This is a genomic window from Cellulomonas rhizosphaerae, assembly GCF_003470205.1.
Taxonomy (GTDB): domain Bacteria; phylum Actinomycetota; class Actinomycetes; order Actinomycetales; family Cellulomonadaceae; genus Cellulomonas; species Cellulomonas rhizosphaerae.
Window position 1 is genome coordinate 52,008 of record NZ_QWKP01000218.1, and the last position, 23,479, is coordinate 75,486.

At 71.7% G+C, this 23,479-nt stretch carries 14 protein-coding genes; all 14 read left to right on the plus strand.

Translation table 11 applies throughout. The features are described 5' to 3' along the window. The first annotated feature begins 20 nt into the window (after window positions 1-20). Window positions 21-857 (plus strand): pyrroline-5-carboxylate reductase, encoded by an 837-nt coding sequence (gene proC, locus D1825_RS15590; RefSeq protein ID WP_118768335.1) that lies wholly within the window; start codon window positions 21-23, stop codon window positions 855-857. 11 nt (window positions 858-868) lie between these two features. Further along, window positions 869-1,876 carry a LacI family DNA-binding transcriptional regulator gene (locus D1825_RS15595; RefSeq protein ID WP_233549940.1) on the plus strand — a complete coding sequence of 336 codons (1,008 nt, stop codon included), beginning with the start codon at window positions 869-871 and terminating at the stop codon, window positions 1,874-1,876. Between the two features lie 135 nt (window positions 1,877-2,011). Beyond that, complete coding sequence (locus D1825_RS15600) at window positions 2,012-3,184, plus strand: epoxide hydrolase family protein (RefSeq protein WP_118768337.1); 1,173 nt, start codon at window positions 2,012-2,014, stop codon at window positions 3,182-3,184. Between the two features lie 164 nt (window positions 3,185-3,348). Next, window positions 3,349-4,953, plus strand: a complete 1,605-nt coding sequence (locus D1825_RS15605) for a xylulokinase (protein ID WP_118768338.1) — start codon at window positions 3,349-3,351, stop codon at window positions 4,951-4,953. Between the two features lie 13 nt (window positions 4,954-4,966). Continuing rightward, complete coding sequence (locus D1825_RS15610) at window positions 4,967-5,674, plus strand: L-ribulose-5-phosphate 4-epimerase (RefSeq protein ID WP_118768349.1); 708 nt, start codon at window positions 4,967-4,969, stop codon at window positions 5,672-5,674. After that, a complete protein-coding gene (gene araA / locus D1825_RS15615; RefSeq protein WP_118768339.1) occupies window positions 5,671-7,179 on the plus strand; it encodes an L-arabinose isomerase in 1,509 nt (502 codons plus the stop codon). Before D1825_RS15610 ends, araA begins: the two co-directional genes overlap by 4 nt. Before the next feature lie 109 nt (window positions 7,180-7,288). After that, window positions 7,289-8,122, plus strand: coding sequence for a DeoR/GlpR family DNA-binding transcription regulator (locus D1825_RS15620; RefSeq protein WP_233549941.1), 834 nt, complete (start codon window positions 7,289-7,291; stop codon window positions 8,120-8,122). Between the two features lie 254 nt (window positions 8,123-8,376). Continuing rightward, window positions 8,377-9,390 carry an ABC transporter substrate-binding protein gene (locus D1825_RS15625; protein ID WP_118768340.1) on the plus strand — a complete coding sequence of 338 codons (1,014 nt, stop codon included), beginning with the start codon at window positions 8,377-8,379 and terminating at the stop codon, window positions 9,388-9,390. A 129-nt stretch (window positions 9,391-9,519) separates the two neighbouring features. Continuing rightward, a complete protein-coding gene (locus tag D1825_RS15630) occupies window positions 9,520-11,052 on the plus strand; it encodes a sugar ABC transporter ATP-binding protein (RefSeq protein ID WP_118768341.1) in 1,533 nt (510 codons plus the stop codon). Next, window positions 11,049-12,086, plus strand: a complete 1,038-nt coding sequence (locus D1825_RS15635) for an ABC transporter permease (RefSeq protein ID WP_118768342.1) — start codon at window positions 11,049-11,051, stop codon at window positions 12,084-12,086. The genes D1825_RS15630 and D1825_RS15635 overlap by 4 nt, the downstream gene beginning before the upstream one ends. Further along, window positions 12,086-13,114 carry a galactofuranose ABC transporter, permease protein YjfF gene (gene yjfF, locus D1825_RS15640; protein ID WP_118768343.1) on the plus strand — a complete coding sequence of 343 codons (1,029 nt, stop codon included), beginning with the start codon at window positions 12,086-12,088 and terminating at the stop codon, window positions 13,112-13,114. The genes D1825_RS15635 and yjfF overlap by 1 nt, the downstream gene beginning before the upstream one ends. Window positions 13,115-13,328: 214 nt before the next feature. After that, entirely contained in the window at window positions 13,329-17,990 is a 4,662-nt protein-coding gene (locus D1825_RS15645) for an alpha-L-arabinofuranosidase C-terminal domain-containing protein (protein ID WP_118768344.1), read from the plus strand. Window positions 17,991-18,124: 134 nt separating this feature from the next. Beyond that, window positions 18,125-21,757, plus strand: a complete 3,633-nt coding sequence (locus D1825_RS15650) for an immunoglobulin-like domain-containing protein (protein ID WP_118768345.1) — start codon at window positions 18,125-18,127, stop codon at window positions 21,755-21,757. A gap of 73 nt (window positions 21,758-21,830) precedes the next feature. Further along, the coding region (locus D1825_RS15655) for an immunoglobulin-like domain-containing protein (protein ID WP_199721620.1) at window positions 21,831-23,479 on the plus strand (1,649 nt) is incomplete at its 3' end.

Genomic DNA, 23,479 nt, shown 5'->3' on the forward strand with positions numbered 1-23,479 from the left:
GACGTGAAGGACGCACGACGATGAGCGAGCAGCAGGACCACGCGGGCGCGCAGGTCGCCGTGCTCGGCGGCGGTGTCATGGGCGAGACGCTGCTCGCGGCGCTGCTCGCCTCGGGATGGTCGTCGCACCAGGTGGAGGTCACCGAGCAGTCGGTCGCCCGCTCCGACGACCTGGCCGGGCGCTACGCGGTCCGCACCGGCGCGCGCAACGCCACCGCGGCCGCGCGCGCGGACGTCGTCCTGATCGCGGTCAAGCCGCAGGTGGTGGGCTCGGTCCTCGACGAGATCGCACCCGTGCTGCGCGGCGGCACCGTGGTCGTGAGCGTCGCGGCCGGCCTGCCGCTCTCGTTCTACGAGCGGCGCCTGCCGACGGGCACCCCGGTGGTGCGCGTCATGCCGAACACGCCGGCCGTCGTCGGCAAGGGGGCCTCCGCGATCGCACCGGGCTCCGCCGCGAGCGAGGGCCACCTCGTGCTCGTCGAGAAGATCCTGTCGACCACCGGGCTGGTGTTCCGCGTCGCGGAGAAGGACCTGGACGCGGTCACAGCGATATCCGGCTCCGGTCCGGCCTACGCCTTCTACCTGATCGACGCGATGGCCGAGGCGGGCGTGCTGCTCGGCCTCCCGCGGGACCTGGCCACGAGGCTCGCGGTCGCGACCGTCGAGGGGTCCGCCGCGCTCGCGGCGCAGAGCGGGGACCATCCGGTGGTGCTGCGCGAGCGCGTCTCGTCGCCCGGCGGCACGACGGTCGCCGCGGTCCGTGAGCTCGACGCGCACGGCGTGCGGGCCGGGATCGTCGCCGCCGCGCAGGCCGCGGCCGACCGGTCGCGCGAGCTCGGCTCGCAGTACGCCGGCTGATCGTGATGGACATGCCCGCGCGCCCACCGGCGATGAGCGACGTGGCGCAGCGCGCCGGCGTCTCGCACCAGACGGTCTCCCGCGTCCTGAACGGCCACCCGAGCGTGCGTCCCGAGACGCGCGACCGCGTCAACGAGGCCATCGCCGAGCTCGGCTACCGGCGCAACAGCGCGGCCCGCGCGCTGGTGACCCGGCGATCGGACACGCTCGGCGTCGTCACGCCGGCCAGTGCGCTGCACGGTCCGACGAGCACACTCGTCGGGTTCGAGGAGGCCGCGCGCGTGGCCGGCTGGTACGTCTCGGTCGCCACCGTCCGGCAGGTCGACGCCGAGACGATGCGCAAGACCGCGGAGCACTTCCTCGACCAGGGCGTCGACGGCATCGTCGTGATCGCCCCGACGAACGAGATCGCGCAGGCCGTCGCGGGCCTGGACTCGCCGGTGCCGATCGTCATGATCTCCTCGACCCCGGACGTCCCGCCGGGGCGCCACGTGCACGCGGTCGGCGTCGACCAGCGGCAGGGCGCCCGGCTGGCCACGCGTCACCTGCTCGACCTGGGCGGCCCGGTGCTGCACGTCGCCGGCCCGCAGGACTGGTTCGACGCCCAGGACCGCCTGGCCGGCTGGCACGACGAGTGCGTGGCCGCCGGCATCGACCTGATCGAGCCGGTCGTGACCGGCTGGGGCGCCGACGACGGGTACGCGATCGGGCGCCGGCTCCTCGACTCAGGTGACCTGCCGGCGTCGATCTTCGCCGCGAACGACCAGCTCGCGCTCGGGCTCGAGCACGCGTTCTGGGAGGCCGGCGTCCGCGTCGGTCACGACGTGGCCCTCGTCGGCTTCGACGACGAGGCGGGCTCGTCCCACTACGCCCCGCCGCTGACCACGGTCCGCCAGGACTTCGCCGAGCTCGGCCGCCTGGCCACCTCGGTCATGCAGGCCGCGCTCGACGGCGGGCCGAGCGAGCGGCACGTGCTGCCCCCCGAGCTCGTGGTCCGCGCGAGCTCCGCCCGCGCCTGAGGCGAAAGCCCGTCACGCCGTCGCCTCCGGCCCACCACCACCGAGCGCGGGTCAGACGGCGCGAGGGCGCGTCGCGCGCGACCCGCACTCGCGCCGTCGGATCCGCCGTCGGTAGCCCGGCCTAGGGTGGCGGGCATGACGGATGTGCCCGCCCGCATCGTGCCGTTCGAGCCGCAGACCGGCGCCCGCCGAGAGGCGGCCCTCGACGACCTGCGCCGCCGCCTGCGGGCGACGCGCTGGCCGGACGCTCCCGCGGACGCCGGCTGGTCGCTCGGCACGGACGTCGACTACCTGCGCGAGCTCGTCGCCTACTGGACCGACGAGTTCGACTGGCCGGCCCAGGAGGCGGCCCTGTGGCGGCACCCGCGCCTGCGGGTCGAGGTCGAGTGCCTGGGCATCCACGTCGTGCACGCGCGCGGCGCCGGACCGAGCCCGCTCCCGATCGTGCTGAGCCACGGCTGGCCGGACTCGTCGTGGCGCTACCAGAAGGTGGTCGGCCTGCTGACGGACCCGGCCTCGCACGGCGGCGACCCGGCGGACGCGTTCGAGGTCGTCGTCCCCGACCTGCCGGGCTTCGGCTGGTCGGACCCACCCGCAGGGCCGCCGCTCGACTCGATCGCCGTCGCCGGGCTCTGGGCGCAGCTCATGACCGCGCTGGGCTACGACCGGTTCGTGGCCGCGGGCGGCGACCTGGGCAGCCACGTGAGCCGCTACCTCGCGCTCGACCACCCGGACCGAGTCGCAGCAGTGCACCGCACGGACGCCGGGCTGCCCGTCTTCGGCGGCGACGCGGCGCTGCTCACCGACGAGGAGCGTGCCTGGTTCGCCGAGGTCGCCGCGTGGGGCGCGGCCGAGGGCGCCTACGGCGCGATCCACCGGACCAAGCCGCAGACCGCGGCGTTCGGGCTGACCGACTCGCCCGTGGGGCTCGCCGCGTGGATCGTCGAGAAGCTGCGCTCGTGGAGCGACTGCGGCGGCGACGTCGAGCGCGCGTTCAGCAAGGACGAGATCCTGACCAACGTCACGCAGTACTGGCTCGCGGGCACGATCGGCTCGTCGATGCGGATGTACAGCGCGAACGCCGCCATCGCGCCCGAGCAGCTCGCGCGCCGCGTGGAGGTGCCGTCCGGGTTCTCGATCTTCGGGGGCGACGTCGTCCGGCCGCCGCGCGCCTGGGGTGAGCGCACCGCGAACGTGGTGCGCTGGACGGAGCCGCCGAAGGGCGGGCACTTCGCGCCGTTCGAGGAGCCCGAGGTCTACGCCCAGGAGCTGCGCGACTTCTTCCGCCCGTTCCGAGCTCCGCGGTAGTCGGTTCCCGCACGACGCGCGTCTGGTTCCCGACGGCGCGCCGACCGCGAACCGCCGAATTGTTGGCAGTCCCGCCAGCCGGTGTACACAGGAGCATTGTTAGCGCTAACATTTGCCAGACCTCGGGACACAGCCGTCCCGGGCCGGACGTGCGAAGGGGCGCGATGAGCCAGGAACCAGGCTTCGGGGGGGACGCGACCCGCGAGGTGATCGCCGCGGGGCGCGCGACGCTCGGCATCGAGCTCGGCTCGACGCGGATCAAGGCGTGCCTGGTCGGACCCGACTCCGTGCCGATCGCGAGCGGCAACCACGACTGGGAGAACCAGTACATCGACCGCCGCTGGACGTACTCGCTGGACGCCGTCTGGGCCGGGCTGCGCGAGGCGGTGGCCAACCTCCTCGACGACGCCGAGCGCCGCCACGGCGTGCGGCCGACGACGTTCCGCGCCGTCGGCGTCTCCGCGATGATGCACGGCTACCTGGCGTTCGACGCCGACGGCGAGCTCCTCGTGCCGTTCCGGACCTGGCGCAACACCAGCACCGAGCGGGCCGCCGCCGAGCTCAGCGCGCTGTTCGGCCACAACATCCCGCTGCGCTGGTCGGTCGCCCACCTCTACCAGGCGATCCTCGACGACGAGCCGCACGTGCCGCAGATCGCCTCGGTCACGACGCTGGCCGGCTACGTCCACCGCCGCCTGACCGGCCGCGACGTGCTCGGGGTGGGCGACGCGTCGGGGGTCTTCCCGATCGACACGATCACCCACCAGTACGACGACCAGCTGCTCGCGCGGTTCGACGGGCTCGTCGCCGACCGAGGCATCCGGCTCGTCGACCTGCTGCCCGACGTCCTCGTCGCGGGCGAGGAGGCCGGCACGCTCACCCCCGAGGGAGCGGCCCTGCTCGACCCGAGCGGCGCGCTCCAGCCCGGCGCACCGTTCTGCCCGCCCGAGGGCGACGCGGGCACGGGCATGGTCGCCACGAGCTCGGTCTCGCCGCGCACCGCGAACGTCAGCGTGGGCACGAGCATCTTCGCGATGGTCGTCCTGGAGAAGCCGCTGGCGCGCGCGCACGACGAGCTCGACCTGGTCACGACGCCCGCGGGCGATCTCGTCGCGATGGTGCACTGCAACAACGGCGCGAGCGAGCTCGGCGAGTGGGCCGGCGTGTTCGGGCAGTTCGCGGGGGCGCTCGGCCAGCCCGCGGACGCCGACGCGGTGTTCGGCGCGCTGCTGCGCGCGGCGCTCGACGGCGAGCCCGACGCGGGCGGCCTGCTGGCCTACAACTACCTCTCCGGCGAGCCCATCACGGGCCTGGCCGAGGGGCGCCCGCTCGTCGTGCGCACGCCCGACAGCAGCCTGACCCTCGCCAACTTCGCGCGTGCGCTCCTCTACTCGGCGTTCGGCACGCTCAGCCTCGGGCTGCGGGTGCTCGCCGAGGAGGGCGTCGAGCTCGACGCGATGTTCGCGCACGGCGGGCTCTTCCGGACCGCGGGCGTCGCGCAGCGGCTGCTCGCGGCGGCCGTCGGTGCGCCCGTGGCCGTGGGCAGCGCGGCCGGGGAGGGCGGCGCGTGGGGGATCGCTGTGCTCGCGAGCTACCTCGACGTCGCAGACCGACTCGACCTCGGCACGTACCTCGCCGAGCGCGTGTTCGCGGGCGCCCAGATCGACGTGGTCGAGCCGGACCCGGACGACGTCAAGGGTTTCGCCGCCTTCCTCGAGCGGTACGTGGCCGGCCTCCCGGTCGAGCGTGCCGCCGCGGACGCGGTCTGAGGGGGAGACGACGATGACCGACGAGATCCAGCGCACGCGCGAGGTGGTCGCGCGGCTGCACGCCGAGCTCCCGCGGTGGGGCCTGGTGGTGTGGACCGCGGGGAACGTCTCGCAGCGGGTGGCGGGCACCGACCTGTTCGTGATCAAGCCCTCGGGCGTGACGTACGACGAGCTGACGCCCGAGGCGATGGTCGTGTGCGACCTGGACGGCGACCTCGTCGACGGCACCCGCGCGCCCTCGAGCGACACCGCCGCGCACGCCTACGTCTACCGGCACATGCCCGAGGTCGGTGGCGTGGTGCACACGCACTCGACGTACGCGACGGCGTGGGCCGCCCGGGCCGAGCCCGTGCCGTGCGTGCTGACGATGATGGCCGACGAGTTCGGCGGCGACATCCCGATCGGGCCGTTCGCGCTGATCGGCGACGACTCCATCGGGCGCGGCATCGTCGAGACCCTGCGCGGCTCGCGCAGCCCGGCGGTGCTCATGCGCAACCACGGCCCGTTCACCATCGGGCGTGACGCCAAGGCAGCCGTCAAGGCCGCGGTGATGGTCGAGGAGGTCGCGCGCACGGTGCACATCAGCCGCCAGCTCGGCGAGCCGCTGCCGATCCCGGCCGAGCAGATCGACTCGCTCTACGCGAGGTACCAGAACGTGTACGGACAGACCGCACAGAGCCAGGGCGACGAGGCCCGGGCGAACGAGGAGGAGCACGCGTGAGCAAGCCCTATGCCGGCCGCGAGGTCTGGTTCTTCACCGGCAGCCAGGACCTGTACGGCGAGGACACGCTGCGCCAGGTCGCCGAGCAGTCGCAAGAGGTCGCGCGCACGCTCGACGCCTCGTCCGACGTGCCCGTGCGGGTCGTGTGGAAGCCGGTCCTGAAGGACTCCGACTCGATCCGCCGCGCGATGCTGGACGCGAACGCGGACGAGAACGTGCTCGGCGTGATCACCTGGATGCACACGTTCAGCCCGGCCAAGATGTGGATCGGCGGCCTCTCGGCGCTGACCAAGCCGCTGCTGCACCTGCACACGCAGGCGAACGTCGAGCTCCCGTGGGACGCGATCGACTTCGACTTCATGAACCTCAACCAGGCCGCGCACGGCGACCGCGAGTACGCCTACATCGCGACCCGGCTGGGCGTCGCGCGCACCACGGTCGTCGGCCACGCGGGCAACCCGGTGGTCGCGCGCCGCGTGGGCACCTGGGTGCGCGCCGCGGCCGGGCGCGCCGCCACGCAGTCGCTGCGCCTGGCCCGGTTCGGCGACAACATGCGCAACGTCGCGGTCACCGAGGGCGACAAGACCGAGGCCGAGGTCCGGTTCGGCGTCTCGGTCAACACCTGGGGCGTCAACGACCTGGTCGACGCGATCGGCCGGGTCTCCGACGCCGAGGTCGACGTGCTCGTCAAGGAGTACGAGGACACCTACGACGTGGTTCCCGAGCTGCGCGCCGGCGGCGACCGGCACGACGCGCTGCGCTACGCCGCGAGCCAGGAGCTCGCGCTGCTGACCCTGCTCGGCGACCTGGGCGCGCAGGCGTTCACGACGAACTTCGAGGACCTCGGCGACCTGCGCCAGCTCCCCGGTCTCGCGGTCCAGCGCCTCATGGCCCGGGGCTTCGGCTTCGGCGCCGAGGGCGACTGGAAGACCGCCGTGCTGGTCCGCGCCGCGAAGGTCATGGGCGAGGGGCTGCCCGGCGGCGCGTCGCTGATGGAGGACTACACCTACGACCTGACGCCGGGCGACGAGTTCATCCTCGGTGCCCACATGCTCGAGATCTGCCCGTCGCTGACCACCTCGACCCCGAAGGTCGAGATCCACCCGCTCGGCATCGGCGGCAAGGAGGACCCGGTCCGGATGGTCTTCGACGCCGACCCCGGCCCCGCGGTCGTGGTCTCGCTCGCCGACATGCGCGACCGGTTCCGGCTCACGGCGAACGTCGTCGACGTGGTGCCGCCGCGCGCGGCGCTGCCCAACCTGCCCGTCGCGCGTGCCGTGTGGAAGCCCCGCCCGGACTTCACGACGAGCGCCGAGGCCTGGCTGACCGCCGGGGGCGCGCACCACACCGTGCTCTCGTCGGCCGTCGGCGTCGAGGCGTTCGAGATCTTCGCCGAGCTCTCCCGCACCGAGCTGCTGGTGATCGACGAGAGCACGACGCGTCGCGGGTTCGCCGACCAGGTCCGCTGGAACCAGGCCTACCACCGCCTCGCCCAGGGCTTCTGAGCACGCCCGTGCCGGGCGGTCACCCTGGGGTGACCGCCCGGCTCGTTTCGTTATCGAAAGGCAACGCAAGCCGATTGACGGCGGAACGACGACCTTCGACGATGTGAGCGTGCTCAACGACGAGGACGGGAACGACCCGACCGCCACCCCGGCCACCGCCACGGCGACGGTGCCCGCCGAGGTCCGCCGCGAGCGGATGCGCCGGCTGATCGACGGCCGTCAGTTCGTCCGCGTCGCCGACCTGTCCGCCGAGTTCGGGATCTCCGACGTCACGGTGCGCACCGACCTCGAGGCGATGCACCGCACGCAGCAGGTGCGGCGCGTGCGCGGGGGCGCGATGCCCTGGACCCGGACGCGCGCCGAGCAGTCGTTCGAGGAGTCGCTGGCCGACTCCGCGGCGGAGAAGCGCCTCATCGGTGCGGCGGCTGCGGCCCTGGTGCAGCCGGGGATGAGCGTCCTGCTCGACGTCGGCACCACGACCACCGCCGTCGCGCGCGCGCTGGCCGCACGCGTCGACCTCGAGCGCGTCGTCGTGGTGACCAACGGGCTGAACATCGCGCTCGAGCTCGAGGCGACCATCCCGCGCATGACCGTCATGGTCACCGGCGGGACGCTGCGCCGGCTGCAGCACTCCCTGGTGGACCCGCTCGCCGATGCGGTCCTGGACCAGGTGCACGCCGACCTCGCCTTCATCGGCTGCAACGGCGTGGACGTCGAGCGCGGGATCACCAACGTGAACCTGCCCGAGGCGGCGGTGAAGCGCCGCATGGTCCGCTCCGCCGAGCGCGCGGTCGTGGTGGCGGACGGATCCAAGCTCGGCCAGGTGCACCTGGGTCGGATCGCCCAGGTCGCCGAGGTGGACACGATCATCACGGGCTCGAGTGCGCCTGCGGAGCAGCTCACCGAGCTCCGCAGGCGTGACATCGAGGTCGTGCTGGCATGAGAGATCGGAGGGCAGCTCGGGGTGCAGTGGCAGGACGAGGCGTGCGGGTCACAGGTTCGTAACGGACGGGGATCGGTCTTGTGCCCGGACGAATGTGAGCGCTAACATCTGTGTGAACGCTCACACTGTGGTGCGGCGAACGAGTGGGACGAAGTCAGTTCGACAACCGGCCAGTGTGGGCCGGACCAGAGCATGAAGCGGATCGGACCGGACGGTCGGACCGCGCAACCGGTGGTTTCTCGAGGAGGAGAAGCATGGTCAGCAAGAAGATTCGGACGCAGGCCGTCGCGGCCGGCATCGCTGTTCTCGCCCTGGGCCTTACGGCCTGCAGCAGCGGCGACGACAAGACCGCCGACCCGGGCAGCACGTCGAGCGAGGGTTCCTCGGGCGGCGACGCCATCTCGGTCGGCTTCTCGCAGGTCGGCGCGGAGAGCGGCTGGCGCGCGGCGAACACGAAGTCGATCCAGGACACGCTCACCAAGGACGCCGGGTTCGACCTGAAGTTCTCGGACGCGCAGCAGAAGCAGGAGAACCAGATCCAGGCGATCCGGTCCTACATCGCGCAGGGCGTGCAGTACATCGCGTTCTCCCCGGTCGTCGAGACCGGCTGGGACGCGGTGCTCCAGGAGGCCAAGGCCGCCAACATCCCCGTCATCCTCACCGACCGTGCCGTCGACACGGCCGACACGTCGCTGTACGTGACCTTCATCGGCTCGGACTTCGTCGAGGAGGGCAAGCGCGTCGGCCAGTGGGTCTCCGACAACCTGGGCACCGAGCCGATCAACGTCGTCGAGCTGCAGGGCACCACGGGCTCCGCGCCGGCCATCGACCGCAAGCAGGGCTTCGAGGACGCCACGAAGGACAACGCGAACATCAAGATCATCGCGTCGCAGACCGGTGACTTCACGCGTGACGGCGGCAAGAAGGTCATGGAGGGCTTCCTCCAGGCCAACCCGGACATCGACGTCGTGTACGCGCACAACGACGACATGGGTCTGGGCGCCATCGAGGCGATCGAGGCGGCCGGCAAGAAGCCGGGCGTCGACATCAAGATCGTCACGATCGACGGCGTCAAGGACGGCATGACCGCCCTGGCCGACGGCAAGATCAACTACATCGTCGAGTGCAACCCGCTGCTCGGCCCGGACCTCGCCAAGATCATCAAGACGCTGCACGATGGTGGGACCGTCGAGCCGCGGATCGTGACGCAGGACGGTGCGTTCGACCAGGAGCAGGCCAAGGCTGCCCTGCCCGACCGTCAGTACTGACCCCGGCCTCTGATCGGGCACAGCTGAACCACGGTTGACGCCCTCGGGAACGCGATCCACGCGTCGCGTTCCCGAGGGCGGTCCGTTCCACCCGGCCGTTCGACCGGCCACACGTAGGAAAGGTCGATGATGACCGAGCCGAACACCACCCCGATCGTCGAGATGACGGGGATCTCCATCTCGTTCCCGGGCGTCAAGGCGCTCGACGGCGTCGACTTCCGGCTCCTGCCGGGCGAGGTGCACGCCCTGATGGGCGAGAACGGAGCGGGCAAGTCCACGCTCATCAAGGCGCTGACCGGCGTCTACGGCATCGACTCCGGACGCATCGTCGTCGGCGGCGTCGACCAGGTCTTCGCCGGGCCTGCCGAGGCGCAGGCCGCGGGCATCAGCACCGTCTACCAAGAGGTCAACCTCACCGACAACCTGTCGGTCGCCGAGAACGTCATGCTGGGCCACGAGATCCGCCGATTCGGCCTGATCGACTGGCACGCGACGCGCAAGGCCGCACGCACCTACCTCAAGGCCCTCAACCTCGACATCGACCCCAAGTCGTCGCTGTCGTCCCACTCGCTCGCCGTCCAGCAGCTCGTCGCGATCTCGCGCGCCATGGTCGTCGACGCCCGCGTGCTCATCCTCGACGAGCCCACGTCCAGCCTCGACAGCGACGAGGTCGCGCGGCTGTTCGACGTGATCCGCACGCTGCGCGACCAGGGCGTCGCGATCCTGTTCGTCTCGCACTTCCTCGAGCAGATCTACGCGATCAGCGACCGCATCACGGTGCTGCGCAACGGCTCGCTGGTCGGGGAGTACACGCCGGCCGAGCTGCCGCGCGTCGAGCTCGTCGGCAAGATGATCGGCCGCGCGCTCGAGGTGCTCACCGAGCTCGAGGGCCGCTCCGAGCGTGCGGTCGTGGACCGCAGCGGGACGCCGTTCATGCAGGCCATCGGCGTCGGGCGGCGCGGCTCGATCGAGCCGTTCGACCTCGACATCTACCCCGGCGAGATCGTCGGCCTCGCGGGCCTGCTGGGCTCCGGGCGCACCGAGCTCGCGCGCCTGCTCTACGGCGCCGACCACGCGGACAGCGGCGAGACGCTCGTCTCCGGCCAGGCGGTCAAGCTGCGCAACCCGCGGTCGGGCCTCGCCAAGTCGATCGTGTTCTCCTCGGAGAGCCGCAAGACCGAGGGCATCATCGGCGACCTGACGGTGCGCGAGAACATCGTGCTGGGCCTGCAGGCCGAGCGCGGCTGGATGCGCCGTGTGCCGAGGAAGAAGGCCGACGACGTCGTCGCGCAGTACATCGAGGCGCTCGGCGTGCGCCCGGCCAACCCCGACGCGATCGCCGGCAACCTCTCGGGCGGCAACCAGCAGAAGGTGCTGCTCGCGCGCTGGCTCGCCACCGCCCCCAAGCTGCTCATCCTCGACGAGCCCACCCGCGGCATCGACGTGGGCGCCAAGGCCGAGATCCAGAAGCTGGTGGCCGACCTGGCCGCGCAGGGGATGGCGGTCGTCTTCATCTCGGCCGAGCTCGAGGAGGTCCTACGCCTCTCGCACCGCATCGCGGTGCTGCGCGACCGCCACAAGGTCGCCGAGCTCGTCAACTCCGACGACGTCACGACCGACGTCGTCGTCGACCTCATCGCGAGCGGAGGAACCAGCGCATGACCGGGCTGGCCCAACTCACGCGGCACCGGCTGTTCTGGCCGATCGTCGCCCTCGTCGTGCTGCTGCTGGCGAGCACGCTCAAGTCCCACAGCTTCCTCGAGGTGACCGTCCGCGACGGGCACCTGTACGGGGCGCCGATCGACATCCTGCGTCGCTCGTCGATCCTGCTGCTCGTGGCCCTCGGCATGACGCTGGTCATCGCGACCCGCGGCATCGACCTCTCGGTCGGCGCCGTGATGGCGATCGCGGGCGCGGTGACGCTCACGCAGATCGCGTCGTCGCCGGACCCCGGTGCGGTGTCGACCGTCGCGGTCGCGATGCTCACCGGCCTCGCCGTGTGCCTCGTGATCGGTGTGTTCAACGGCTTCCTCGTCGCGGTGCTCGGCATCCAACCGATCATCGCGACGCTGGTCATCATGACCGCCGGCCGCGGGATCGCGATGCTCATCACGGGCGGTCAGATCACCACCGTGACGAGCGCGCCCTACAAGACGCTCGCCTCCGGGTTCTGGCTCGGCCTGCCGGTCGCGGCGCTGATCGCCGGCGTCTTCTTCGCGGTCGTCGCGCTGGTCACCCGGCGCACGGCGCTCGGCGTGCTCATCGAGTCCGTCGGCATCAACCCGACCGCCTCCCGGCTGGCCGGCGTGCGCGCGCGCACGATCATCTGGACCGTCTACGTGCTGTGCGCGCTGTTCGCGTGCATCGCGGGCTTCCTGCAGAGCTCGAACATCATGGCCGCGGACTCCAACAACGCGGGCCTGTTCATCGAGCTCGACGCGATCCTCGCGGTGGTCATCGGCGGCACGTCGCTCGCGGGCGGCAAGTTCTCGCTCACCGGCACGCTCGTCGGCGTCCTGGTCATCACGACCCTGACGCTGTCGATCACCGTCATCGGGATCCCGGTCAACGCCGTGTCCCTGTTCAAGGCCCTCGTCGTCATCGTCGTGTGCCTGCTGCAGTCCCCCGTGGTGCAGCACAAGTTGCGAGCCCGCCGCAGGCAGGCGGCTCCCGTGCCCGTGGAGGTGCCGGCCTGATGGCGACCGACGAGATGACCGTCAAGGCTCGCAAGCAGCCCGAGCCGAAGCTGACGGGTGCGGTCCACCGCAGCCGCCCGACCCTGGACCGGCGCTACCTGCCGGTCCTCGGCACCGTGGTGGTGCTCGTGCTGATGCTGATCATCGGCGGCTCGCGCTACGACAACTTCCTGTCCGGTCGCGTGATGGCCAACCTGCTGATCAACAACTCGTTCCTCATCGTGGTCGCGGTGGGCATGACGTTCGTCATCCTCACGGGCGGCATCGACCTGTCCGTCGGCGCGGTGCTGGCGCTGTCCACCTGCATCTCGGCGTGGATGTTCGTGCACGGCTGGCCCGCGTACGTCGCGATCCCCGCAGCGATCCTCGCGGGCGCACTGATCGGGTGGGCCGTCGGCGTGATGGTCCACGTCTTCGAGATACAACCCTTCATCGCCACCTTGGCGGCGATGTTCCTGGCCCGGGGCCTGTGCTACGTCATCGCGCCGGAGTCGATCCCGATCACCGACCCCACGATCGTCAAGCTCGGGACGCGCTGGGACCTCGGCGGTGGCTGGGCGATCACGCCGAGCGGCGTGATCGCGCTGGCGGTCGTCGTCGTCGCGTTCGTGACCCTGCACTACACCCGGTTCGGCCGCACGGTCTACGCGATCGGCGGCGGCGAGCAGTCGGCCCGCCTCATGGGCCTGCCCGTGGCGCGCACCAAGGTGCTCGTGTACGTCATCTCCGGTACGTGCGCCGGCCTCGGCGGCCTGCTGTTCGCCGCGTTCTCGAGCTCGGGCTACTCCCTGACGGGGGTCGGCATGGAGCTGGACGCGATCGCCGCAGTCGTCATCGGCGGCACGCTGCTCACCGGTGGTTCGGGCTTCGTGCTCGGGTCGGTGCTCGGCGTGCTCGTGCTCGGCCTGATCCAGACCATCATCACGTTCGAGGGCACGCTCTCGTCGTGGTGGACGAAGATCGTGATCGGCGCGCTGCTGCTGGTCTTCGTGATCCTGCAGCGACTGCTCGTGGTGCGCCGGCGCTAGCCGGTCCGCCTCTCACCGGCCTCCTGCCAGGGGCCCTCACGCACGGCACAACTTCACATGCAGGAGGACGGCATCGTCCCGTCCGGCCAGGCCCGGCTGCCACCGGGGTGTCCCTGGCCGGGACGGGAGACGCCGATCCGGGCCCGTCATGCAACGAAGCGGACGGGTCGTCCCGTAATCGGGCGCACCACACCTGGGAGAGGTAGGAGCACTGATGATGATGACACACGCCCCCACGCACGCGGAGGGCTTCACCCGAACGCGCAGGACGGGTCGGCTGGTCGCTGCGGCCACGGCCCTGGCCCTGGTCACGGCGGGTGCCGTGTCCCTCGGTGCACCGGCCACGGCCGCCGAGCCCACGCCCCAGGCATGGACCGACGACTTCGACTCCGCGACGCTCGACGCGCGCTGGAAGGTCACCAACGAGGTGCCCTCGGCATGGTCCCTCGGGGACGGCGCGCTGACGCTCGCGTCGCAGGCCGGCGACACCTGGCAGACCGCCAACTCGGCCAAGAACGTGTTCATGGTCGACATCCCCGCCGGTGACTTCACGGCCGTCGCGAAGCTCAGCGGGCCGGTGTCGAAGGTCTACCAGGGCGCCGGGCTCATCGCCTGGAAGGACATGGACAACTACGTGCGCGCGGGCCTGACCTACGTCGGTTCGCTGTCGCCCTCGGCGCGCGCGATCGAGACCGACGCCGAGTCCGGCGGCACCTTCGCCGCGCTCGACTTCGAGGACCGCCCGGCCTCCACGAGCGAGACGATCCAGCTCCAGCGCGTCGGTGACACCGTCACCACCAGCTACTGGGACGGCACCACGTGGGTGCTCGCGAGCTCGACCACCGTGAGCTTCGACATGACGGCCGTCGGCCTCTACGCGCTCGCGGCGCAGGACGGCACGTCGCACACGGTCGCGTTCGACTCGTTCGGCGTCACGTCCGCGGCGGGCGCGGACCTCACGCCGACGGGCCCGTTCACGCTGCACCCCGACTCCGGGCCGCGCTACCTCGTCGAGCGCGAGGGCGTCCTCGCGTTCACGGCGGACCGGCCGACGAGCGTCGTCGGCCTGGTCCCCACCGACGCCGGTGACGGCGCGATCACGCTGCGCACCCGCGACGGCGACCTCCCGGTCGTCGCGGCCGACGGGCACCTGGTCCTCGGCATGGCAGGCGGCGCGGCCAGCGCGCTGCGGATCACCGACGCCGGGGGAGGCAAGCTCCACCTGCGGCTCGCGGACGGCAGTGCGTGGGTCGGGCTCGACGGCGACGGCCTGCTCACGCTCGGTTCCGACCAGGACGCGGTCGCGCTGACGATCGAGTACCAGGCGACGGACGTCGGGAAGCTGGACGTCGACGGCGACGCGACGAGCGTCGACATCTCGAAGGACCTGTACGGCATCTTCTACGAGGACATCAACTACGCCGCGGACGGCGGCCTGTACGCCGAGCTCGTGCGCAACCGCTCGTTCGAGTTCAGCACCGCGGACAACAGCTCCTTCACCGGGCTGACCGCGTGGGAGGTCCTCAAGCGCGGCGCCGGCTCGGCGAGCACGGGCGTGATCGCCAACGACAGCTCGCGCCTGAACGCCACGAACCGCAACTACCTGCGCCTGGACGCCACGGGCGCTGGCGCAGGTGTGCGCAACGCCGGCTACAACACCGGCGTCCCGCTGACGGCCGGCCAGACGTACGACTTCTCGGTCTGGGCGCGCTCGAGCACCGCGCAGACGCTGACCGTGCAGGTCGAGGACGCGGCCGGCGCCGTCGTCTTCGCGACGGGCACGGTGGACGTCGACGGTTCGGACACGTGGAAGAAGTACTCGGTGAGCCTCCCGGCCACCGCGACCACGACCGCGGGCCGCCTCGCGGTGATCGCCGGAGCAGCGAGCACACTGCGTCTCGACATGGTCTCGCTGTTCCCGGACGACACCTGGGTGGGCCCGGTCAACGGCAAGTCGCCGCTGCGCAAGGACCTCGCGGACAAGATCGAGGCCCTCAACCCCTCGTTCCTGCGGTTCCCGGGCGGCTGCGTCACCAACGTGGGCACGTTCGACACCTACGTCGACTCGAACTTCCTCGACCGTCGCCGCACGTACCAGTGGAAGGAGACGCTCGGCCCGGTCGAGCAGCGCGCCACCAACTGGAACTTCTGGGGCTACAACCAGTCGTACGGCATCGGGTACCTGGAGTACTTCGAGTTCGCCGAGGACCTGGGCGCCACGCCGCTGCCCGTGCTCTCGGTCGGCGCCAACGGGTGCGGCTCGACGATCCCCGAGATGAAGGACGACGCCAGCATCGCCCGCTGGGTGCAGGACACGGTCGACCTCATCGAGTTCGCGAACGGCGACGTCACCACCACGTGGGGCGCGGTCCGGGCCGAGCTCGGGCACCCGAAGCCCTTCGGCCTGCGGTACATCGGGCTGGGCAACGAGGAGAACACCACCACGTTCGAGGCCAACTTCCCGAAGTTCCGTGACGCCATCGCGGTGCGCTACCCGGACGTGAAGATCCTGTCGAACTCCGGCCCGGACGACTCGGGCGCCCGGTTCGACACGCTGTGGGCCTTCAACAAGAAGCAGAAGGTCGACCTCGTCGACGAGCACTACTACAACGACCCCTCGTGGTTCCTCGCGAACAACGACCGCTACGACTCCTACGACCGCTCGGGCCCCGACGTCTTCCTCGGCGAGTACGCCTCGAAGGGGAACACGATGTGGAACGCGCTGTCCGAGGCGTCGTACATGACGGGCCTCGAGCGCAACTCCGACGTGGTCAAGCTCGCCTCCTACGCGCCGTTGCTGGCCAACGAGGACTACGTCCAGTGGAGCCCGGACGCGATCTGGTACGACAACGACGAGTCCTGGGGCTCGGTCAACTACTACGTGCAGAAGCTGTTCGCCACCAACGTCGGTGACCAGGTGGTGCCCAGCACGTACGCAGGCCCGGCGCCCGTGGTGCCGGACCTGAAGGGCGGCGTGTTCCTGTCGACCTGGTCGACCAGCGCGGCCTACGACAACGTCAAGGTCACGAGCAACGACGGCGGTGCCACGCTCTTCGAGGACGCCTTCACGGACGCCTCGAAGTGGCAGCGCCAGACCGGCACGTGGGCGGTCACCAACGGCGAGTACGTGCAGAGCTCGACGTCGGTCACCGACGCGCGCTCGATCGTCACCGACGCCTACGCCAAGGACTGGTCGGACTACACGCTCGAGCTCGACGCCCGCAAGATCTCGGGCAGCGAGGGCTTCCTCGTCGGCTTCGCGGCCGGCGCGCCGAACAACTTCTTCTGGTGGAACCTGGGCGGCTGGAACAACACCCGCTCGGTCCTGCAGAAGGCGGACGGCGGCAGTGCCAACGAGGTCAAGGCGATCGAGAGCTCGTCGATCACGACGGGCAAGACCTACAAGGTCAAGGTCGTCGTCGACGGGCGCAACATCAAGCTCTACCTCGACGGCGGGCTGCAGATCGACTACACCGACGAGCTGCCGACCACCGAGCTCTACCAGGTCGTCACGCGCGACCAGAGCACCGGAGACCTGCTGGTCAAGGTCGTCAACACGGCCGACCGCGGCCTGCGCACGCAGGTCGCCGTCTCCGACGTCGAGGTCGCCTCGACGGGCACCGCCACCGAGATGGTGGGCAACCCGTCGGACATGAACACCAAGGCGGACAAGACGAAGATCGTGCCGGTCGAGCGCGAGCTGACGGGGCTGTCGAACGAGTTCACGTACGACTTCCCGGCGTACTCGATCACGTTCCTGCGGCTGCACACCGCGGACACGGCGGCGCCGACGATCACGTCGCTGGCGGCGTCGGGCACGGCCGTGAACGGCTACCTCGCCTCGCCGGCGACCGTGGTCGCGAAGGCGGCCGACGACCGGGGCGTCGACCACGTCGAGGTCGCGATCGACGGCGGCGCGTGGGTGTCGACGGACGGCTCGACCGCGTCGGTGCAGGTCACCGGCAACGGGACGCACGAGGTGCGGGCCCGGGCCGTGGACGAGTCGGGCAACACCTCGGCCGAGCGGTCGCTCACGGTCAAGGTCGACGCGGCCGCACCGGTCTCGCAGGCCACGGTGGACCCCACAGCCCGGACGGTGGCGCTCCGTGCGGCCGACGACGGCTCGGGCGTGGCCCGCATCGAGTACCGCGTGGGGGCCTCGGGCGCCTTCACGGCCTACACGAAGGCCGTGGTGGTCGGGGCCGCGCAGACGACGGTGCAGTTCCGTGCCGTCGACGGCGTCGGCAACGTGGAGAGCACGGGCTCGGTGGTCGTGCCGAAGGCGGGCGTCGTCCTGGCGCCGTCCTCGACGGTCGCCCTCGCGCCGGCGAGCCTCGCCTACGGCAAGGCCGGGGTCGTGACGGTCCGCGTCACCGGAGCGGGCGGTACCCCGACGGGCACCGTCCGGGTGCTCGACGGGTCGACGCAGGTCGGCCGCGGGACGCTCGCGTCCGGCCGCGCGAGCGTGAAGCTCACCTCGTCGCTCAAGGTCGGCACCCACCGCCTGACCGTCGTGTACGGCGGCGACGCCCGGTTCTCGGGCTCGTCCGACGTCGTCACGGTCAAGGTCGTCAAGGCGTCCTCGACGACCAGGGCGACCCTCTCGCCGACGAAGGTCCGCACCACGACCAAGGCGAAGGTCACGGCGACCGTCTCCACGTCGACCGGTGTGAAGGCCACGGGCAAGGTCACCGTCACGGTGACCAAGGCCGGCAAGAAGGTCACGGCCAGGACGGCGACCCTGTCCTCGAAGGGCACGGCGAGCACCACGCTGCCGAGGCTCAAGGCGGGCACCTACAAGGTCACGGTCACCTACGCCGGCTCGGCGGGCGTCGCCTCGTCGACGCGCACCGTGACGCTCACCGTCCGCAGGTAGCACCCGAGCGAGGCACCCCGGACCGTCGCCCGGGGTGCCTCGCCCACCTGGGCACGTGCACGCACGTGCCCACGGCGGCGGCCCTGCGCGAGACGCGCGCACCCACGATTTCCCGCACACGAAGGAGTGTCCTGATGAGGACTCGAGCCACTTGGGGAGCGGCGACCGCACTCGCGGTCGCGCTGAGCGGAGCGGTGGTGGCGGCACCGGCCGGCGCCGCGGAAGGACCGGGCGATGGGCTCGTCGCGCGGTACGTGCTGGACCAGACCACGGGCACCGCGGTGCCCGACGCGTCCGGCCACGGCAGGGACGCGGCCGTCGTCGGCGCGAGCACCTGGAACGGCGGCGACGGGTTCGCGTTCTCCGGCGGCGCCTCGGGCTCCGGTAACGCGATCGACCTGCCGGACGGCCTGCTCACGGGCCTGGGCACGGTGTCGGTCGACTTCGACGTGAACATCGACCCGACGCTGGCCAGCAACTACTTCATCTTCAGCCTCGGCAACGCCTCGTCGGCCGGCTACATCTTCGTCACCGGCAAGGACTGGGAGCCGCGGCTGCGCGGCGCCATCACCACGGGCGCGGTGGCCGAGCAGAACACGATCCGACAGGGCGCGCTCACGACGGGCATCTGGAAGCACCTGACGTACACGATCGTCGGCGGCACCACGGCCACTCCCGGGTACTCCGTGCTCTACGAGGACGGCGTCGAGGTGGCGCGCAACAACGCCATCACGATCAAGCCCAGCGACATCGTCGGCGGCGGCACCAACAGCTTCATCGGCCGCTCGCCGTGGGCGGGCGACAACTCCTTCAAGGGCGCGATCCGCGACTTCCGGATCTACGACCGCGTCCTGACCGACCCGGAGCGCACGGCGCTCGCCGAGGACGCGGTCGCACCGGCCGTGACTGCGGACGCCGCGGCGCTGACCCTGGGCGACACGTCGGCCGTGACGTCATCGCTCACGCTCCCGACGAGCGGCGCGACGGGCACCACGGTGTCGTGGTCCTCGTCGGCCCCGGCGGTCGTCTCGAACGGGGGCGTCGTCACGCGGCCGTCGGCCGCGACGGGCGACACCGACGTGACGCTGACCGCCACGGTCTCCCGCGCGGGCGTCAGTGCCACGCGCGAGTTCACGGCGACGGTCGTGGCACTGCCCGACACGGTCGGCCTGCTCGCCGAGGACCTGGCCGGCGTCACGGTCACCAACCTCGGTGACGTGCGCGGCAACCTCACGCTGCCGACGAAGGGCGCCAACGGCTCGGTCCTCACGTGGGCCTCGGCCGACGAAAGCGTCGTGGCCGGCACGGGAGTCGTGCACCGGCCGGCGCACGGGTCCCCGGCGGCGAGCGTCGACCTGACCGTCACCGCGACGCTCGACGGCCTCTCCGACACCCGCGTGCTCACCGCGACCGTCCCGGCGCTGCCCGAGGCCGTCGACCCGTCGGCCTACATGTTCGCCTACTTCGAGGGCGAGTCCACGCCCGACGGCGAGTCCATCTACTTCGGCGCGAGCAAGGGCGACGACCCGACCCGCTGGACCGACCTCAACGACGGCGAGCCCGTCCTGACCTCGGACTTCGGTGAGAAGGGCCTGCGCGACCCGTTCATCGTGCGCTCGCCCGAGGGGGACAAGTTCTACCTGCTCGCCACCGACCTGAAGATCTACGGCGGCAACACCTTCTCGGCCGCGCAGCAGACCGGCAGCACGTACCTCGAGGTCTGGGAGTCGACCGACCTCGTGACCTGGTCCGCCCAGCGGCACGTCAAGGTGTCGTCCGACTTCGCGGGCAACACCTGGGCGCCCGAGGCGTACTACGACGAGGACCTCGGCTCGTACGTCGTGTACTGGGCCTCGAACCTGTACCCGACGACCGCGACCGCCGGCCGCGACTACCGCACGAGCTACAACCGGATGATGTACGCGACCACGCGTGACTTCGTGACCTTCTCCGAGCCGCAGCCGTGGATCGACGTCAAGCGCGGCACGGGCCTGGGGATGATCGACTCCACGGTGATCAAGGACGGCGACACGTTCTACCGGTTCACCAAGGACGAGGCGTACATGATCCCGCGCCAGGAGAGGTCCACGGACCTGCTCGCGACGGTCACCGGCTCGCTGCCGACCACGACGAGCGCGCCGGGCTGGCAGCTCGTCAAGGAGAAGGTCGGCCAGGGGCAGCCCAACCCGTGGGGCGGCACGTTCACCGGCGGCGAGGGCCCGACGATCTTCAAGTCCAACACCGAGGACCGCTGGTACCTGTTCATCGACCAGCCGAGCTACCACGGCGGCCAGGGGTACCTCGCGTTCACGTCGACCGACCTGGACTCGGGCAGCTGGACCAGCGTCCCGTCCGCGCAGCTGCCGAGCAGCCCGCGGCACGGCACCGTCCTGCCCGTCACGCAGGCAGAGTACGAGCGGCTGCTGGGCAGCTACCAGGCCGACCTGCTGGTCACGTCGGTCGACCCGCTGACCGCGAGCACCGAGCAGGGGACCGCCCCGACGCTGCCCGCTCAGGCGAACGTGCACCTCGCCGACGGCTCGTCCGTGCTGACGCCCGTCACCTGGGACGCGGTGGACCCGAGCGCGTACGCGGCGCCCGGCACGTTCACCGTGCAGGGGACCGTCGCGGCCGGGTCCTCGACGCGGGCGAGCGTCGTCGTCACGGTCACCGACACCACGGACCCGACCGTCGCCCTGGCGGCGGACCGGGCCCCCGACGGCCTGGCCGGCTGGTGGCGGACCGCACCCGTGGGGGTCGCGGCGACCGCGACCGACCCGTCGGGCGTGACCGCGGTCGAGGTCTCGGTCGACGGCGGGGCGTGGACCTCCACGCCCGGTTCGTCGGCCAGCGCGTCGCTCACCGGTGACGGCCGGCACCTGGTGACCGCCCGGGCCACCGACGCGACGGGCCGCACCTCCGCGACGCCCGCGAGCCTCACGGTCGGCATCGACGCGACCGCCCCCGTCAGCCGGGGGACGGCCGACACGGTCGCCCGGACCGTCTCGGTGCGGGCCGCGGACAGCACCTCGGGCGTCTCGCGGGTCGAGTACCGCACCGGCACCTCGGGTGCCTGGTCGCCGTACACGACCGCGCTGCACGTGGGGGCCGGTGCGACCACGGTCCAGTACCGGGCCGTCGACGTCGCGGGCAACACCGAGGCGGTCAACACCCTCGCACTGCCGGTGGTCGGCGTCCAGCTCACCGCCTCGGTCACGGCCGCGGTCGCGTCGTCGCCGGTCGCGTACGGCACGGCCGGCTCGGTCACCGTGCGCGTCACGGGGGCGTCGGGCACACCGAGCGGCACGGTCCGGGTCCTCGAGGGCGCCAAGCAGCTCGCGACCGGCACCCTCGTCGGCGGCCGGCTCACGGTGAAGCTGCCGAAGCTGGCGGCGGGGACGCACCCGCTGTCGGTGGTCTACGGCGGCGACAGCCGGTTCCTGGGCTCGTCGGACGCCGTCACGGTCAAGGTCACCAAGGCGACCTCGACGACGAAGGCCACCGCGCGCTCGGTCAGGGCGAGCGCCAAGGGCAAGGTCGCGGTCTCGGTCGCGACCTCGGCGGGCACGGCGACCGGCTCGGTGACGACCAGGGTCACCCGCGGCGGCTGGACCTACGCGAGCGTCACCTCGGCGCTGAAGTCCGGCAAGTCCTCGGTGACGCTGCCGAAGCTCGCGAAGGGCACCTACAAGGTCGCCGTCACCTACGCCGGCACGGCGAACATCTCGGGCTCGAAGGCCGCCACGACGCTCGTCGTGACGCGCTGAGCCCGCGAGGGGTGGCGGCCGGGACGCCGCCACCCCTCGCCCTCGTTCTTCCACCCCTGACGAAGGAGTCGCAGTGAGAACACGCACGAGCTGGGGCGCGGTCACCGCCGCCGCCCTGGCACTGACCAGCCTCGGCGCCCTCCCCGCCGCCGCGGACTCGACCGCTGACGGGCTCGTCGTCCGGTACGCCCTCGACCAGACCACCGGCACCGTCGTGCCCGACTCGTCGGGCAACGCCAAGGACGCGGCCGTCGTCGGCACGGCGTCCTGGAACGCGGGCAACGGGTTCTCGTTCGGCGGCGGCGGGTCGAGCTCCGGCAACGCCATCAAGCTGCCGAACAACCTGCTGACGGGCCTGAGCGCGGTGAGCGTGGACTACGAGGTATTCGTCCCGGCGTCGTTCACCAACACCGCGCACTTCCAGTTCAACCTGGGCAACAGCGCGACGTACCCGAACGGCACGGGCTACATGTTCGTGACCGGGCGGTCCACCGACCAGAAGATGCGCGGCACGTTCGCCAACGCGGGGTACAGCTCCGAGCAGCGCGCGATCGGCTCCGCGGTGCTGCCGTCGGGCGTGTGGAAGCACATCACCTACACGGTCCTCGGCGGCTCGGTCGCGACCCCCGGCCGCTCCTACCTGTACAGCGACGGCGTCCAGGTCGCCACGGGCCCGATCACGGCCATGCCCTCGGACGTCGCGACGTCGACCATGAACTACCTCGGTCGTTCCGCCTACTCCGGCGACGCCTCGTTCCAGGGCAAGATCCGCGACTTCCGGGTCTACGACCGCGAGCTCACCGCGGCCGAGGCCGCGACGCTCAGCACCGCGGGCGCCGCGGAGACCGTCGCGGGTGACGCCGCCGCCCTCTCGCTCGGCGACACGAGCGGCGTGGTCGCCAACCTCACGCTGCCGACGACGGCCGCGGGCGGTCAGCCGGTCACGTGGGCCACCGACGACGCGGCGCACGTCACCGCCACCGGAGCGGTCACCCGACCCCCGGCAGGTGGCTCGGCGGCGACCGTGCACCTGACGGCCACGGTCGCGCAGCGCGGCCAGAGCGCCACCAAGACCTTCACGGTCACGGTGCTGCCGGGTGGCCCGGTCGCAGTCGACGGCGTGAGCGTCTCGCCGGCCACCTCGACCATCGCGGCCGGCACCACGACGACCCTCAAGGCGACCGTCTCGCCCGCGACGGCGACCGACCCCTCGATCACGTGGAGCTCGTCCGACCCGGCGGTCGCGACCGTCTCGTCGTCGGGCGTCGTGTCCGCCGTCGCGAACGGCACCGCGACCATCACGGCGCAGAGCTCGGCCGCGGGCGTCTCGGCGACGGCGACCGTCACGGTCGACCCGGCCATCCCGGCCGGGCAGATCCTGCACTACGCGCTCGACGAGACCTCGGGCACCGTCGCGCACGACTCGTCCGGCCAGGGCCGCGACGGCACGCTCGCCGGCGGCGCGACCTGGACGTCCGGCGAGGGCGTCAAGCTCGACGGCACGAACGGCCACGTCGTGCTGCCCGCGAGCCCGCTGGCGGGCCTGACGTCGGTGAGCATCGACTTCGACGTGCGGATCGCCGGCTCGCAGACCGGCTCCTACTTCCTGTACGGGATCGGCAACACGAGCAGCGGCGTCGGCAACGGCTACCTGTTCACCACGGGCAACGCGTTCCGCACCGCGATCGCGAGCGGCAACTGGTCGACCGAGCAGGTCACGGC

Excerpts from the sequence above, each read along its gene's own strand:
- proC (WP_118768335.1), top strand. The coding sequence starts at position 21 with ATGAGCGAGCAGCAGGACCACGCGGGCGCGCAGGTCGCCGTGCTCGGC.
- D1825_RS15595 (WP_233549940.1), top strand. The coding sequence starts at position 869 with ATGCCCGCGCGCCCACCGGCGATGAGCGACGTGGCGCAGCGCGCCGGC.
- D1825_RS15600 (WP_118768337.1), top strand. The coding sequence starts at position 2,012 with ATGACGGATGTGCCCGCCCGCATCGTGCCGTTCGAGCCGCAGACCGGC.
- D1825_RS15605 (WP_118768338.1), top strand. The coding sequence starts at position 3,349 with ATGAGCCAGGAACCAGGCTTCGGGGGGGACGCGACCCGCGAGGTGATC.
- D1825_RS15610 (WP_118768349.1), top strand. The coding sequence starts at position 4,967 with ATGACCGACGAGATCCAGCGCACGCGCGAGGTGGTCGCGCGGCTGCAC.
- D1825_RS15625 (WP_118768340.1), top strand. The coding sequence starts at position 8,377 with ATGGTCAGCAAGAAGATTCGGACGCAGGCCGTCGCGGCCGGCATCGCT.
- D1825_RS15630 (WP_118768341.1), top strand. The coding sequence starts at position 9,520 with ATGACCGAGCCGAACACCACCCCGATCGTCGAGATGACGGGGATCTCC.
- D1825_RS15635 (WP_118768342.1), top strand. The coding sequence starts at position 11,049 with ATGACCGGGCTGGCCCAACTCACGCGGCACCGGCTGTTCTGGCCGATC.
- yjfF (WP_118768343.1), top strand. The coding sequence starts at position 12,086 with ATGGCGACCGACGAGATGACCGTCAAGGCTCGCAAGCAGCCCGAGCCG.
- D1825_RS15645 (WP_118768344.1), top strand. The coding sequence starts at position 13,329 with ATGATGATGACACACGCCCCCACGCACGCGGAGGGCTTCACCCGAACG.
- D1825_RS15650 (WP_118768345.1), top strand. The coding sequence starts at position 18,125 with ATGAGGACTCGAGCCACTTGGGGAGCGGCGACCGCACTCGCGGTCGCG.